Origin of the sequence: Chromobacterium alkanivorans, from assembly GCF_016937655.1 — a bacterium.
Classification (GTDB): Bacteria; Pseudomonadota; Gammaproteobacteria; order Burkholderiales; family Chromobacteriaceae; genus Chromobacterium; species Chromobacterium alkanivorans.
In genome coordinates this window covers 55,493-70,608 of record NZ_JAFHKL010000006.1, presented here as the reverse complement: position 1 = coordinate 70,608, position 15,116 = coordinate 55,493, and the positions used below count along the sequence as shown (strand labels likewise).

The window sequence follows — 15,116 nt, the reverse complement described above, 5'->3', positions numbered from 1 at the left end:
GGATTACTGCTGGCGAATCTTCTGATAGACCAGCGGCAGCGCGGAAGGTGCCGCGTCTGCCAGTTGGATCGCCGCCTTCAGGCGGCGCTCCGCGTCGGCGAAGCTGTTTTCGTCCGCCGCGTGAATGTAAGCCAGCGGCGCGCCGGCGTCGATGCGCTGGCCCAGCTCGACGAAGCGGGACAGGCCGACGCGGAAGTCCAGCTCGTCGCTGGGCAGGCGGCGTCCGCCGCCCAGCGCGCACACCGCCATGCCGATGCCGCGGGTGTCCATGCCGCCGACGAAGCCGGCGCGCTCGGCCAGCACCGGGCGCACGATGGGCGCGGCCGCCATATGGGAATCATAGTTCTCCATGAAGTCGGCGGGGCCGCCCAGCGCGGCCACCATGCGGCCGAAGATCTCGGCGGCGCGGCCGGAGTCCAGCGCGGTTTGCAGCTTGTCGCGCGCCTCGGCCTCGTCCTTGGCCAGTTTGCCCACCACCAGCATCTCGGCGCACAGCGCCATGGTGACTTCATGCAGCCGCGGATTGCGCTCGTCGCCCTTCAGGTAACGAACCGCTTCGCGGGTTTCAATGCTGTTGCCGGCGGTCCAGGCCAAGGGCTGGCTCATCTCCGTAATCAGCGCGCTGGTGGCCACGCCGGCGCCGTTGCCCACCTTGACGATGCGCTCGGCCAGCTCCACGGATTTCTCCATCGTCGGCATGAAGGCGCCGGTGCCGGCCTTCACGTCCATTACCAAGGCATCCAGGCCGGCGGCCAGTTTCTTGGACAGAATCGAGGCGGTGATCATCGCCACCGACTCCACCGTCGCGGTCACGTCGCGCACCGCGTAGACGCGGCGGTCGGCCGGCGCCAGGTCCGAGGTCTGGCCGATGATGGCCACGCCCACTTCCTTGACCACGCGGCGGAACTCGTCCGGGCTGGGGAAGGGATTGTAGCCGGGAATCGCCGACAGCTTGTCCAGCGTGCCGCCGGTATGGCCCAGGCCGCGGCCGGAAATCATCGGCACGAAACCGCCGCAGGCGGCCACCATCGGCCCCAACATCAGCGACACCACGTCGCCGACGCCGCCGGTGGAATGCTTGTCCACCACCGGGCCGGGCAGGTTGAGGTCGCTCCACTGCATGCGGCGGCCGGAGTCGCGCATCGCCAGCGCCATGTGCACGTTTTCTTCCAAAGCCATGCCGTTGAAGTACACCGCCATGGTCAGCGCGGAGATTTGGCTGTCCGCCACGCTGCCGTCGGTGATGCCGGCGACGAACTGCTGGATGTCCTGTTGCGACAGCGCCTGGCCGTCGCGTTTCTTGCGAATGATTTCCTGAGGCAAAAACATGGCATTCTCCCTGCCTTGCGCCTGCCGCGGCGAAACGCGCCGCGAGCAATAAATAATGGCCGGGACCCGGGCCACGGCCAAGAATTAAGAGCCGCTAACAAAACCGCTTAGCGCACCTGAGGCAAGGCGCACCGACGCAGGCAGTACTAAAGTACGACAAGTCGGTGCAACGCGGCATCAGGGGTTTTGTCAGCGGCGATGAAACAGCGAACGATCAGTAGCCGCTAATCGGCTTAACCTCGCCCCCTTCGATTTCCGCCTGCAAATTGCCCAACAGGCCGGACGCGCCGAAACGGAAGCGCTCGGCGCTCACCCAGCCCGCGCCCAGCAGATGCTCGGCCAGCTCCAGGTATTCCGCCGCCTCGGCCGCGGTGCGCACGCCGCCGGCGGCCTTGAAGCCGCAAGCGCCGCCGGTTTCGCGGATGGCGGACAGCATCACGCCGGCCGCTTCCAGCGTGGCGTTCACCGGCACCTTGCCGGTGGAAGTCTTGATGAAGTCGGCGCCGGCCTGGATGGAGATCAGGCTGGCCTCGCGGATCAGCGCCTCGTCCTTCAGCTCGCCGCTTTCGATGATGACTTTCAGCGTCTTGCCCTCGCAGGCGTCCTTGCAGGCCGCCACCAGTTGCGCGCCCACCTCGCGGTTGCCCGCCATCAGCGCGCGATACGGGAACACCACGTCCACCTCGTCCGCGCCGTAGGCGATCGCGGCGCGGGTTTCCGCCACCGCGATGGCGATGTCCTCGTCGCCGGCCGGGAAGTTGGTGACGGTGGCCACTTTGACCTCGGGGCAGCCGGCCTCGCGCAGGGTTTTCTTGGCGATGGGCACGAAGCGCGGATACACGCAGACCGCGGCCACTGTGCCGGCTTCGCTCTTGGCCTTGCGGCACAGCGCGGCGACCTTGTCGTTAGTGTCGTCGTCGTTCAGCGTGGTGAGATCCATCAGGGACAGGGCGCGGCGCGCCGCGGCGATCAGTTCGGACATGAGCTAGCAAACCTTTCAAAATTGAACGGCCGGGCCTCGCCCAGCGTTCCAAAGCCTCCGCGTCGCCGGCCGGCGGCGACGCAAAAAAACCATTATGAAAATTTCTTTAAGTCAAAGCAATGCACAGCGACGGTGAACTTGTGCCAACGCAAACTCGGCCGCGGCACGCTATAAACGCCGCGCCTCCTGCACCCCACTCAACTCCATCATCCGCGACAGCACCCGGCTGATGTCCTGCACCTGGCGCACCTCCACGGTGAAGCGCATGCGGGCGCGGGTGTCGCGCGACAGGGTGTTGACGCCGATCAGGTTCAGCTTCTCGCGCGACAGCACGTCGGACAGGTCGCGCAGCAGGCCGGGGCGGTCCATCGCGATGATTTCGATGTCGATGGGGAAGACGCTGCTGCGCTGGTCGCCCCATTCCGCGGCGATCAGCCGCTCCGGCGCTTCCACCGACAGCTTTTTCAGCGTCAGGCAACTGGTGCGGTGGATGGAAATGCCGCGCCCCTTGGTGACGAAACCCATCACCCCGTCCGGCGGCGCCGGCTTGCAGCACTTGGCCAGCACCGTCATCAGATTGTCCACGCCCTCGATCAGCACGCCGCCGGCGTCGTGGCCGCCCTTGCTGGCCTTGACCAGGCTTTCCGGCGCCACGTCCGCCGGCGGCGGCGGCGCGAAGCTGACGATGGCGTTGGACACCACGCGCGTGGTCAGCTCGCCGTGGCCCAGCGCGCCGTAGACTTCTTCCAGCTTGTCGTAGCCCAGCTTCTCCGCCAGCGCGCCCAGATTGGGCTGCATATGGCTGTGGCGCGCCAGCTCGCGCTCGAACAGCATCTTGCCGGTTTCGCGCACGGTGTCGGCGTTGAGCAGGCGGATGTGCTGGCGGATCTTGGAAATGGCGCGATGGCTCTTCACCCAGCCGTCGTGCAACCAGTTCACCGACGGCCCGCCCTCCTTGGCGGTGATGATCTCCACCCGCTGGCCGTTTTGCAGTGGCGTGGACAGCGGCACGATCTGCCCCTCCACCTTGGCGCCGCGGCAGCGGTGGCCCAGGTTGGTGTGCACCGAGTAGGCGAAATCGATGGGGGTGGCGCCGAAGGGCAAGGCCATCACCCGGCCCTGCGGCGTCAGCACATAGATGGTGTCGGCGAACAGCTCGGTCTTGAACGCCTCGGCCAGGCCCTCACGGTCCGACATCTCCTCGCGCCAGTCCAGCAATTGGCGCAGCCAGGAGATTTTCTCCTCGTAGGCGGCGTCGCCCTTGCCGCCTTCCTTGTAGCGCCAGTGCGCGGCCACGCCGAACTCGGCGTGCTCGTGCATCTCGAAGGTGCGGATCTGCACCTCCACCGCCTTGTCCTCCGGCCCAATCACCGCGGTGTGCAGGCTGCGGTAATTATTGGCCTTGGGGTGGGAGATGTAGTCGTCGAACTCGCCGGGAATCGGCTGCCAGGTGCCATGGATGATGCCCAGCGCCGTGTAGCAGTCCGGCAGCCGCTCCACCAGGATGCGCACCGCGCGGATGTCGTAAAGCTCGGAGAAATCCAGTTTTTTCTTCTTCATCTTCTTCCAGATGGAGAAGATGTGCTTGGGCCGGCCGGCCACTTCCGCCTTGACGCCGGCGTTCTTCAGCTCCGCGCGCAGGGTGTCCAGCAAGCGGTCGATATAGTCGATGCGCTCCAGCCGGCGCTCGTCCAGCAGCTTGGCGATGCGCTTGTAGCTGTCCGGCTCGGTATGGCGGAAGCCCAGGTCCTCCAGCTCCCACTTGATCTGCCACACCCCCAGGCGGTTGGCCAAGGGCGCGAACAGGTCCAGCGTCTCGGTGGCGATGCGGCGGCGCACCGCCTCGTCCTCCACCTCGGCCAGGTAATGCATGGTCTGGGTGCGCCAGGCCAGCTTGATCAGCACCACGCGGATGTCGGCCACCATGGCCAGCAGCATCTTGCGCATGGTTTCCGCCTGGCGCGCGCGCTCTTCCGGCGTGGACAGCTTGTCGATGCGCGCCAGCTCGGTGATGCGGCGCACGCCGTTGACCCCCTCCACCAGCACCGCCACCGTGGGGTTGAAGGTTTCGCAGAGCCAGGCCTGCCAGTCCTCGCGGTAATCCGAGGCGGCGAACATCAAGGTGGCGACGATGGCGTCCGGCAACAGGTTCAGATCCGCGACGATGGCGGCCGCGGCCACCGCGTGGTTGAACAAGTCCTCGCCGGTCTGGGCCATGGTCTTGCCGCAGTACAGGGCGCGCGCCTCGTCAAAGGCGCGAGTGATCATCGCCTGCTCTTCCCCGCTCAGCGAAGAAGACAGGCCCTCCAGCCAGCGCTGCGGATTGGCCGCGTCTGCCAGGGTGTCAGCCATCGAACGAACTACGGAAACCATATCAACCCAGTTACTCAAATCTTGTTTCGACAGCGCCCGGCTATTCCGCCAAGCGCAACAACAGCCGGCGCACCGGCGCGGGCACGCCGGCGTCCGGCGCCTCCGCCAACGGCAGCCACTGGCCGTTGTCCTCCATCGCCGCGCCGCCGTTCAAGCCGTCCAGGCGCGCCGGCAGCGGCGTAATGATCAAACGGTAATGCGTGAACACATGCTCCAGTTCCGGCCAGGCCGGCAACGCGTCGCCCCGCCCCGTCCGTTGCAGCCAGTCCTCGGCCTGCGTCGAGGTCTCGAACTCCGGCAAAGACAGCAAGCCGCCCCAGATGCCGGTAGGCGGCCGCCGCAGCAGCCACACCTTGTCGCCATGGGTGGCCAGCAGCATCACCGTATGGCGGGTGGGCACCGTCTTCTTCGGCCGCGGCGTCGGCAGCTCGCCGGTGCGCCCCTCGCGCGCCGCCACGCAGCCGTCCACCATAGGACAGACGGTACAGGCCGGCTTGCCGCGACTGCACACCGTGGCGCCCAGGTCCATCAAACCTTGAGTGTAGGCGCTCATCAGCGCCGCATCCCGCGGCAGCAGGTCTTCGGCCAGCCGCCACAAACTCTGCTCCACCGCCCGCTCGCCGGGGAAACCGGCGACGCCGAAGCAGCGGGTCAGCACCCGCTTGACGTTGCCGTCCAGAATGGTTTCCCGCCGGCCGAAGGCAAAAGAAGCAATCGCCGCGGCGGTGGAGCGCCCCACGCCGGGCAGGCGCTCCAGCTGCTGGCGCTCGGCCGGGAAGCTGCCGCCAAACTCGGTCATCACCATCTGCGCCGCCTTGTGCAGATTGCGCGCCCGGCTGTAGTAGCCCAGGCCGCTCCACAAGGCCAGCACGTCCTCCTGCGGCGCGGCGGCCAGGGCGGCCACGTCCGGAAAGCGGGCGAGAAAGCGCGGGTAGTAGTCCAGCACGCTTTTGACCTGGGTCTGTTGCAGCATGATCTCGGACAGCCAGATCCGGTACGGGTCGCTGACCTGCCACGGCAGATCATGGCGTCCATGCGTTTTTTGCCAGGCGGTCAGGCGCGCGGCGAAGGAGCTGTGCAGCATCGTCTATCATCTTGAATCGAACCGGATATGGTAGCGGAAAGCCTCGCTGTCACCAAGCAGCCTCCGGACAAATAAGTTAAAATCAAAGAATTGCTTAAAAGTCTGCTTACTCAAGGAAGTTCCATGTCCAGTTTCCGTTCCCGCCAGCGTGCCAATATGCGCCGCGAATTCAATAGCCGCGACAATGAGGCCAGTTCGCCGGCAGGCGGAGACAGCCCGGCCGGCAAAAGCCCCGTGATCCAGAAGAAAGCGCCTTCGGCCGACTCCGCGCCGCGCGCGCCCTATTCCGGCCCGCGTCCAGGCAACGCCAAGCCCAATTGGCAAGACCGCGGCCCAGGACAGGGACAAGGCCCGCGCGACGGCGGCAAGCGCGGCCCTTATCAAGGACGCGACCAACAAGCCGGGCGCGACAAGCCCTATGGCAACGACCGCCGGCCGCAAGGCCAGCAGCGCTTTGAGCGCAACGAAGGCCAGGACAGCTTCAATAAAGAGCGCGGCAACAACTGGCAGCCGCGCAGCTTCGCCCGCGACGGCGAAGAGCGCCCGCAAGGCAGCGGTCCCAAGAAGCCCTTCCATCACCGCGAAGACCGCGAGCCGCGCGACTACAGCCGCGACCGCGGCCCGTCCGGCCGCAAGCCGCTGAACGCCGCCGCGGACGTGGAAACGGAACGCAAGCCCTATAGCCGCGATCGCGGTCCGTCCGGCCGCAAACCGCTGCATCTGGAGCGCGGCGACGAAACCCGCGCGCCGCAGGGCAAGCCGCGCTGGCAGCAGCGCGACGACGAACGCCACGTGGACCAGCCGCGCAAACCGTTCAATCCGTCCGCCGACCGCGAACAGCGCTTCCGCCGCGACGACGCCGAACAGGCGCCGCGCAAGCCGTGGCAGGAACGCCAGCACAGCGAGCCGCGCGACGACGGCCCGCGCAAACTGTTCGGCAAATCCGCCAAGCACGACAACCACTTCCGCCGCGACGACGCCGAGCAAGCGCCGCGCAAACCGTGGCAGGAGCGCCAGCACGACGACCGCGACAACCGCTTCCGTCGCGACGACGCCGAGCAAGCGCCGCGCAAGCCGTGGCAAGAACGCCAGCACGGCGACCGCGACAACCGCTTCCGCCGCGACGACGCCGAACAAGCGCCGCGCAAGCCGTGGCAGGAACGCCAGCACGGCGACCGCGACAACCGTTTCCGCCGCGACGACGCCGAGCAAGCGCCGCGCAAGCCGTGGCAGCAAAACGAGCCGGCTGAACGCGACGAGGGCGGTCCGCGCAAACTGTTCGGCAAATCCGCCGAACGCGACAACCGTAGCCGCCGCGACGACGCCGAACCCGCTCCGCGCCAGGAGCGCCCGCAAGGCGAAGCGGCCGCGCGCAACGAAGGCGGCACGCGCAAACTGTTCAGCAAGCCGTCCTATCGCGACAACGACCAGCGCCGCGACGACGCCGAACGCGCGCCGCGCCAAAGCTGGCAACAGGAAGAACGCCCGCGCCACGAGCGCCGTGAAGGCGACGCCCGCCAGCTGTTCGGCAAGCCGAACGCCGGCGGCCTGAAGCCGCTGGGCGACCAGCACCGCGTGGAAACCCGCGGCGAACACCGCCACGCCGAAGCGCCGCGCCACGCGCCGTCCGAACGTCAGGCCCCCAGCCTGACCCAGGTGCGCGACAGCGTACTGTCTCTGTTCGCCCCCTGCCCACGCGGCCTGGAAGCCATCCTGGCCGACGAATTACGCGGCCTGGGCGCGCGCGACATCGCCACCGCCGACGGCGGCGTGGCCTTCGCCGGCGACCGCGACCTGCTGATGGCGGCCAACCTGCACAGCCGAACCGCCAGCCGCGTGCTGCTGCAACTAGCCCAGGGCGGCTACCGCAACGAACAGGACATCTACCGCCTGGCGATGAACGTGGACTGGCCGCGCTGGTTCGACGTGTCCAACAGCATCAAGCTGAAGACCGACGCCATCCGCTGCCACTTCAAGAGCCTGGACTTCATCTCGCTGAAAGTGAAGGACGCGATCTGCGACCGCTTCCGCCAGGCGCAGCTGGGCCGTCCCAATGTCGACACCCGCCACCCGGACGTGCGCGTCCACGTGTTCCTGACCGAAGACAGCGCCACCATCTACCTGGACACCAGCGGAGAACCGCTGTTCAAGCGCGGCTGGCGCCAGGAAACCGGCGACGCGCCGCTGCGTGAAAACCTGGCCGCCGGCATCCTGATGCTGACCGGCTACAACGGCAGCCAGCCGCTGCTGGACCCGATGTGCGGCAGCGGCACCTTCCTGGTGGAAGCCGCCGACATCGCGCTCAACCGCGCGCCGGGTCGCCAACGCAAATTCGCCTTCCAGAAACTGCGCGGCTTCGATTCCGCCAGCTGGGAAAAACTGCTGCTGGACGCTCAACACGCCGAGAAGCCGCTGACCAAGCTGACGATCAACGGCTCCGACCGCGACCAGGCCATCATCAACGTCGCCAAGGACAATCTGGAACGCGCCGGTCTTGCCGGCCTGGTGGAACTGAAGGCGATGGACGTGCTGGACGCCCGCCCCAACGGCGAAAACGGCATCCTGGTAGCCAACCCGCCTTACGGCGTGCGCATGGACGAACTGGACCAGCTGGCCGAATGGTATCCGCTGCTGGGCGACTGGCTGAAAGCCCACTTCGCCGGCTGGCACGCCAATCTGTTCAGCGGCGACCTGCGCCTGGCCAAGCTGATCCACCTGTCGCCCAAGCGCCGCACCCCGCTGTACAACGGCTCGCTGCAATGCCGGCTGTTCGTCATCAATATGGTGGAAGGCAGCGCCCGCAAGGAAAAACCGGGCGAGCAGGCCGAGACCATAGAGCAGGACGATCACGCCGCGGAGTAAGCAATCGCGCGGACAGCAAAACGGCGAGCCATGGCTCGCCGTTTTTTATGGTACACCCCTCCCCGCTTGACCCCGCCATCCCCTTCGGCAACAATCGCCGCGTGCCGCTTCACTTAGCGGCGCTTGGGCTTAGCAGCCAATTTGGAATTAGGGCGGGTGCCGCTGCAGATGCAGCCGCGCCCGGAAAGCCATTGTCTTGCCATCCGGCGGGCCGTGGCGGGGAGGCCTAGTGCCTGCCGGTTCCCTTTTTCCCGGTCTGCTAACCTCGTCACGCGCCTGCCAGCCCGTTTAGCAGCGAGCCCGCAGGCGAACCACGAAAAAGGAGCGTTCCCCATGTTGGTTCTACCCTTGTTCAGCTATCCCCCGCCCTGCGACACGCCAGCCCGCGCCCCGGTTCAGGAGGCGCAGCCATGAATCCCATCCCCAGCTTCATTGAACTAGACCGCCTGATCCAGCAACTGCGCGCGCAGTGCCTGCGCCAAGACGCGCCGCCCATTCTCGAATCCGAATGGAAACGGCTGACGCATTGCAGCCAATACCTCCACGACAGCTGTCACGCCGCCTCGCTGGAACTGGGCCAGATCAGCAGCGCGCTGGCCGGGCTGCTGACGCTGCTGGATCAGTCCGAGATCGAGCATCTGGACCGAGAGCAGGCGTATTGCCTGCTCGAACCCTTCACCCGCCGCTTGCAGCAAAGCTATCGGCAGTTGCAGGAACTGAGCTGAGCTCGTCCACGCCCGCCGGCCCGGTCTGGCGGGCAGGACTGAGAAGCAGGCCAAACGAATAAAACCGTCGCAATCCGGACTAACCCATTCGGCATCTCCATGAGATAATCCCGCCCGGACGCGCGCTTAAAAACCAGAGCCTACCCACAAGGCCTGCGCGCCATCGTTACCCTACAACGCTGCAAGCACACACCATGCAAACCTCTTTCCTGTCCGCCACCGTCCTGCTGATCCTGATCACCGATCCGCTGGGCAATATTCCGCTATTCATCGCCGCGCTCAAGCAGGTCAAGCCGGAACGCCGCCGCCGCGTGGTCTACCGCGAATGCCTGATCGCCTTCCTGGTGCTGTCCGCCTTCATGTTCTTTGGCCGCAACTTCCTGGACCTGATGCATCTGACCGATGATTCGATGCGGGTGGCCGGCGGCGTGATCCTGTTCCTGATCGCCATCAAGATGATCTTCCCCGGCGAGGGCAGCGTGTTCGGCGGCGACAAGATGCACGGCGAGCCCTTCATCGTGCCGATTGCCGTGCCCTTGATCGCCGGCCCGTCGGCGATGGCCACCGTGCTGCTGATGTCCACCCGCGAACCGGAGCGGATGCTGGAATGGCTGGGCGCCTTGACCATCTGCATGCTGGTGACGCTGCTGGTGTTCCTGTTTTCCGGCAAGCTGCAGAAACTGCTGGGCGAGCAGGCGATCACCGCGCTGGAGCGGCTGATGGGCCTGGTGCTGACGGCGATCTCGATCGAGATGCTGTTGGGCGGCGTGGCGTCCTACATCAAGCAATTCCATTGAGCGGCGCGCTCGTCCGCATGGCCCCGGGCTAGCGGTAATGCTTGCGCAGCGCGTCCACCACGCCGTCGCGCTGCATATTGCTTAGCGTCTTGTTGAGTTTCTGCACGATGCGCTCATCCAGCCCCGGATTGCAGGCCAGATACATCTGCACCGTGTTGAAGCTGAACAGCAGGCGGACGGGCAGACGGTTGGCGGCGGCGATATAAGCGCCGCTGAACTCGCCGCTGGCCCAGAAATCGATATGGCCGGCCACCAGCTTCTTGGCGTTCAAATCGTCCGCTCTCGCCAGGTCCAGTTTGAAGCCCAGATCGGCCAGATACTGCGACATGCCCGAGCCTTTGTAGCTGCCTATGGTGTAGCCGCGCGCGCCCTCCAGCGTGGCCACGCCGGCCGGGCTGTGGGGGCCGGCGAACAGGCTCCAGGAATTGCTGACCAGGGGCCCCACCCATTTGAACTGACTTTCCCGGCTCTGCGTGCGCGAGGTCGAGTAAACGCAGCTATTGCTCTCCTGCTGCGCGATGGCGTAGGCGCGCAGCCAGGGCAGCAGTTCCATGCTGTACGGAATGCCGGCGCGCTGGAACAGTTCGCGCAGGATGTCGGTGGACAGGCCGCCGATCTTGCCCTCCTCCAGCGCGATGTTGAACGGCGGATAATCCTCGGTCAGCAAACGGAGGCGGGGCGATGTCGACTCCGCCCGGACACCGACGGAGAGCGCGCCCAACAGCAGGGCGACGTGAACAAATGCTGACTTCATGGCGGCAAGCCTCCCGCGCGATTCCGACGATGCGTCTTCCAAGCATAGAAGCTGGCGGCCCGGATGCGGCGCGGACATCCGCCCAAACCGCCGCGCCGCAACGGCGACAGAGGCGATTTGGTTCGTGTTGGGGTTATCCCGCATAGGGATATCGGCAATTCGTCGCCGCGCCTCCTCTTGTTAGCATCCCGCCTCATGGGCCAATAAGAGCCTGCCTTTCGATCGCATAAACGACTTCGGCCCGCCCGGCTTTCCGGGAGGCGCGGCTGGAGCGGACAACGCCACAGGGATCACGATGCAAACCAAAACCCCTCTTTACCAGCGCCTGTATTTCCAGGTGCTGCTGGCCATTTTCCTCGGCGTGATGCTCGGAGCCTTCGTTCCCGACCTGGGCGCGAAGATGAAGCCGCTGGGCGACGCCTTCATCAAACTGATCAAGATGATGATCGCTCCCATCATCTTCGCCACCGTGGTGGTGGGCATCGCCAAGATGGGCGATATGAAGGAAGTGGGCCGCGTGGGCGTCAAGGCGCTGTTCTACTTCGAAGCCGTCACCACGCTGGCGCTGGTGATCGGTCTGGTGGTGGTGAACGTGCTCAAGCCGGGCGCCGGCCTCAATGTGGACCCCAGCACGCTGGACGCGCATTCGGTGGCCAAGTACGCGGCCAACGCCAAGGAGATGAGCAGCATCGATTTCCTGATGCACATCATCCCGGACACGGTGGTGGGCGCTTTCGCCAACGGTGAAATCCTGCAGGTGCTGACCTTCTCGGTGCTGCTGGGCCTGGCCTTGACCAAGATGGGCGACAACGGCAAGACCATCGTCCACATCCTGGACGAGTTCTCCCATGCTTTGTTCGGCGTGATCAATATGCTGATGAAGCTGGCTCCCATCGGCGCCTTCGGCGCGATGGCCTTCACCATAGGCAAATACGGCGTCGGCTCGCTCAAGCAGTTGGGCTTCCTGATGCTCTGCGTCTACCTGACCTGTTTCGCCTTCGTCTTCGTAGTGCTGGGCACCATCGCCAAGCTCAACGGCTTCAGCCTGTGGCGCTTCCTGGTCTACATCAAGGAAGAGCTGCTGCTGGTGCTGGGCACGTCCTCGTCCGAATCCGCGCTGCCGGGCATCATGAAGAAGCTGGAAAACCTGGGCTGCTCCAAACCGGTGGTGGGCATGGTGATTCCCACCGGCTACTCCTTCAACCTGGACGGCACCTCCATCTATCTGACCATGGCCGCCATCTTCATCGCCCAGGCCACCAATGTGGACCTGACGCTGGCGGAGGAGCTGGGCCTGCTGGGCGTGCTGCTGCTGACGTCCAAGGGCGCGGCGGCGGTGACCGGCGGCGGCTTCATCACTCTGGCCGCCACGCTGGCGACGCTGGGCGGCAAGCTGCCGGTGTCCGGCCTGGCGCTGCTGATCGGCATCGACCGCTTCATGTCCGAAGCCCGCGCCATCACCAATCTGATCGGCAACGGCGTGGCCACCATCGTGGTGGCGCGCTGGGAGAAGGCGCTGGACGAAGAGCGCATGCGCCGCGTGCTGGCGGGCGAACCGGTGCTGCCGGCCGAAACCGGCGCCCAGCCGGACATCGCGCCGGAACCGGCGATGCAGGCGCGCTGATCCCGCCCCCGGGATGCCGACGCGCATTCCGCTTCCCGGGGCTTGCAAGGCCTACACGAATACCCCTTTCGAGGGGTATTTTTCATTGCATGACGGGAAGACGGCCCCCTGCCTCTCCTCCGCCGCCGCCCCCGTGCTAGAATTCCCGCTCCCGCGCCCGGAATCGTAGAGGAAGGGCGTATTGTTCTTTACTCTCTCGCAGGATTGCGTCCCCATGCCCAACACCTCTTTCACCTCGACTCTTCTCGACCGCAGTTCCGCCTCGCAACAGCGCTTGCGCGACGAGCAACAGGCGCTGTTCGCCATTCTGATCGAACGGGAACGCGAGTTCGGCTTCAATCCCGACATCACCGTCGAATATCCGGAAGCGCTGAGCGAGCTTCTGGACAGCCCCGCGGCCTATCTGGACGCGCGCATCCGCGCGGCCGAAGCCTCCCGCGGGCGTCCGTTCGCGCGCGTCGCCATCCTCACCACCTATGGCGATGCGCTGGGCGGCCCGCTGACGGCGGCCGGCTATCGGGAAGAAATCATCGACATGCCGGCAGGCCCAGACAACACGCGCGGCTACGCGCGCGAATGGCGTGACGACGGCGTCGGCGTCTTCTACCTGGAAGCGGTCAACGAGATGGACGAGAAAATCCAGCCCAGCTTCGTGTTCAAGCTGGAAGACGAGGCAGGCGAACTGCTGGCCGGCATGTCCGGATCGGTATCGGAGCAAAACGGCGAGCGTTGCGCCTATATCGCCACCGTGGTCGCTCGCGACGACGCACCCGCGGGCACCGGCAGCCAGGTGGCCGCCGCCGTCTGGCGCTACCTGAGCGAACAGGGCGTCGCCCGCGTCAACCTCGGCACCCAGACCGCCGGCCGTTTCTACGAGCGCCAGGGTTTTCGCGTCATCCACACCATCGTGCCCCTGTTGCGGCACCGGACCGGCGACGACGGCAACCGCGTGTGGCAAGACCTGGTGATCATGCGCAAGGATCTGTAATACGCCTAAGCTTTTGTTTTCACAGCCCTTAGAGCCTGCGTCAACGCAGGCTTTTTTTATGCTCACGGCACAGCGGCGGCTTGCTTTTGCCGCCGCGTGGTCCACGATAGAAGAATGGGCATAGGGAGACGAGAATGAGCGACTTCATGTTGCAATACGGCGATGAACTGTTGCCGGTGGAGGGGGACTTCCCGGAGGTGGGCGCTTACCTGCCCAGCTTCATGCTGGTGGGCGACGGCAAGCAGGACGTGGCGCTGGAGGGTCTGGGCGGCGTGCCCAAACTGATTCTGACCCTGCTGTCGCTGGACGAGTACGAGCATGGCGGCCAATACCTGCTGCAGGAAACGCGGCGCTTTCTGGAGCGCTGGCCGCAAATCAGCCTGGTGGTGATCACCGTGGACTCGCCGTCTTCGCTGGCGCGCGCCCGGCGCGAGCACGGCCTGCCCCACGTCACCCTGCTGTCCACGCTGCGCGGCCGGGATTTCCACAAGCATTACGGGGTATTGATCCGCGAATATCCGCTCAGCGGCTATACCGCGCCGGCCCTGCTGCTGGCCGACGGCGCCAACATCATTCATTACGCCGAGCGGCTGCGCAACACCCAGGATCTGTTCGACTTCGACAAGATCAACCATTTGCTGCGCGAGGCCGAGGAGCAGGCGCTGGAGGCGCAGCAAGAGCTTGAGCACGAGGAACAATTGAAGGACGAGGGGCCGTCGCAATAAATTCGCCCAGGCATACAACACGGGCCCGGTCTGCTAGCGCAGCGCCGGGCCCGTTTGCTTTCAAGGAGAAAGCGGTTTACGGCAGCACTTCCACCAGCTTGGCGTCCACCTTTGTGGAGGTCAGTTCCTTGTCCACTTCGCCGACGATGCGCAGCTTGCTGTTCTGGTCGAACTTTTTCGCCGGCAGGCGTTTCTGGCTGATCTTCACCGTCATGGTGCCGGTGGCGTCGCGGAATTCGTAGCGCTTGTGGTCGATCTGACGGACGATCTTGCCTTCCAGGGTTACAGGGGTGTCGTCGGCGGCTTTCTGCGCGGCGGCAACGGTGGTGACGGCGGCCGGCACGCCGGGGCCGGCGAACTCAGCCTGGGCGGCGAAGGGCAGGGACAGCGCGGCGGCGAGCAGAACGGTGATGGCTTTCATGAGGTGGCTCCTAGGTGTTGGTTTACAGCGCCATTAGAACAGCGCCGGCTTAACCCAAACTTAAGCGCTCGCCTTCTCCCCCAGCAAACGGCGCACAGAGTCCGAATAGGCCGTATAACTGGGCTGCTGACGGAGGTGGGCTTGCTCGCCGGCGATGCGCTGCTTTACGCCCTTGAGCGCCACTTGCAGCTCGGTATTCAATCTCAGGTTTCTATGGCTAAAACTCGTCGACAGCGGCTTGATCTCGGCGGCGATGGCATCGCGCAAGGCGCTAAGATTGGCGTAACAACCGCGTTCCAAGGCCTGGTTGGAGCAGGCTGTCAATACCTTGGCCAGCGCACTGGCTTCCTTGGCTTGCGGCGCGTTCAAATAGCGCGGGATCAAGACATCCAGTGTTTGATGGGAAACCGGGAGAAAAGGAAGTCGCATAAGTGTTTCCTAGTAAAAGTGAT

Annotated in this window: 13 protein-coding genes; 6 read left to right on the top strand and 7 right to left on the bottom strand. The window is 65.4% G+C overall.

The annotated features are described in order from the left end of the window. Positions 1 to 3: 3 nt before the first annotated feature. From deoA to mutY, 4 genes are all read right to left on the bottom strand, one after another. Entirely contained in the window at positions 4 to 1,329 is a 1,326-nt protein-coding gene (gene deoA, locus JW897_RS11870) for a thymidine phosphorylase (RefSeq protein ID WP_048415690.1), read from the bottom strand. A gap of 214 nt (positions 1,330 to 1,543) precedes the next feature. Continuing rightward, entirely contained in the window at positions 1,544 to 2,311 is a 768-nt protein-coding gene (gene deoC / locus JW897_RS11865) for a deoxyribose-phosphate aldolase (protein ID WP_205466263.1), read from the bottom strand. Positions 2,312 to 2,479: 168 nt separating this feature from the next. Then, entirely contained in the window at positions 2,480 to 4,684 is a 2,205-nt protein-coding gene (locus JW897_RS11860) for a RelA/SpoT family protein (protein WP_048415692.1), read from the bottom strand. A 40-nt stretch (positions 4,685 to 4,724) separates the two neighbouring features. Beyond that, the gene (mutY, locus tag JW897_RS11855; protein ID WP_048415718.1) at positions 4,725 to 5,765 is read right to left on the bottom strand and encodes an A/G-specific adenine glycosylase; all 1,041 of its coding nucleotides are present in this window, start codon (positions 5,763 to 5,765) and stop codon (positions 4,725 to 4,727) included. A gap of 126 nt (positions 5,766 to 5,891) precedes the next feature. On the opposite strand from mutY, the gene JW897_RS24615 reads away from it, so the two are divergent. From JW897_RS24615 to JW897_RS11840, 3 genes are all read left to right on the top strand, one after another. After that, positions 5,892 to 8,630 (top strand): THUMP domain-containing protein, encoded by a 2,739-nt coding sequence (locus JW897_RS24615; RefSeq protein WP_205466262.1) that lies wholly within the window; start codon positions 5,892 to 5,894, stop codon positions 8,628 to 8,630. Positions 8,631 to 9,040: 410 nt separating this feature from the next. Continuing rightward, a complete protein-coding gene (locus JW897_RS11845; RefSeq protein ID WP_048415694.1) occupies positions 9,041 to 9,355 on the top strand; it encodes a DUF1484 family protein in 315 nt (104 codons plus the stop codon). Positions 9,356 to 9,549: 194 nt separating this feature from the next. Further along, positions 9,550 to 10,152: a MarC family protein gene (locus JW897_RS11840; RefSeq protein WP_019100349.1), complete on the top strand. Its 603-nt coding sequence runs from the start codon at positions 9,550 to 9,552 to the stop codon at positions 10,150 to 10,152. A 28-nt stretch (positions 10,153 to 10,180) separates the two neighbouring features. Here the strand turns inward: JW897_RS11840 and JW897_RS11835 are convergent, their stop codons facing one another. Further along, positions 10,181 to 10,906 (bottom strand): substrate-binding periplasmic protein, encoded by a 726-nt coding sequence (locus tag JW897_RS11835; RefSeq protein ID WP_205466261.1) that lies wholly within the window; start codon positions 10,904 to 10,906, stop codon positions 10,181 to 10,183. Positions 10,907 to 11,201: 295 nt separating this feature from the next. On the opposite strand from JW897_RS11835, the gene JW897_RS11830 reads away from it, so the two are divergent. From JW897_RS11830 to JW897_RS11820, 3 genes are all read left to right on the top strand, one after another. Beyond that, positions 11,202 to 12,530, top strand: a complete 1,329-nt coding sequence (locus JW897_RS11830; protein ID WP_205466260.1) for a dicarboxylate/amino acid:cation symporter — start codon at positions 11,202 to 11,204, stop codon at positions 12,528 to 12,530. A 214-nt stretch (positions 12,531 to 12,744) separates the two neighbouring features. After that, on the top strand, positions 12,745 to 13,518 hold the full coding sequence (locus JW897_RS11825; protein WP_205466259.1) for a GNAT family N-acetyltransferase: 774 nt from the start codon (positions 12,745 to 12,747) through the stop codon (positions 13,516 to 13,518). 134 nt (positions 13,519 to 13,652) lie between these two features. Continuing rightward, positions 13,653 to 14,243 (top strand): thiol peroxidase, encoded by a 591-nt coding sequence (locus JW897_RS11820; protein WP_197083110.1) that lies wholly within the window; start codon positions 13,653 to 13,655, stop codon positions 14,241 to 14,243. Positions 14,244 to 14,319: 76 nt separating this feature from the next. Here JW897_RS11820 and JW897_RS11815 read toward each other — a convergent pair whose 3' ends face one another. Then, the gene (locus JW897_RS11815) at positions 14,320 to 14,664 is read right to left on the bottom strand and encodes a NirD/YgiW/YdeI family stress tolerance protein (protein ID WP_205466258.1); all 345 of its coding nucleotides are present in this window, start codon (positions 14,662 to 14,664) and stop codon (positions 14,320 to 14,322) included. 60 nt (positions 14,665 to 14,724) lie between these two features. Then, entirely contained in the window at positions 14,725 to 15,093 is a 369-nt protein-coding gene (locus JW897_RS11810; RefSeq protein ID WP_205466256.1) for a hypothetical protein, read from the bottom strand. Positions 15,094 to 15,116: the final 23 nt, after the last annotated feature.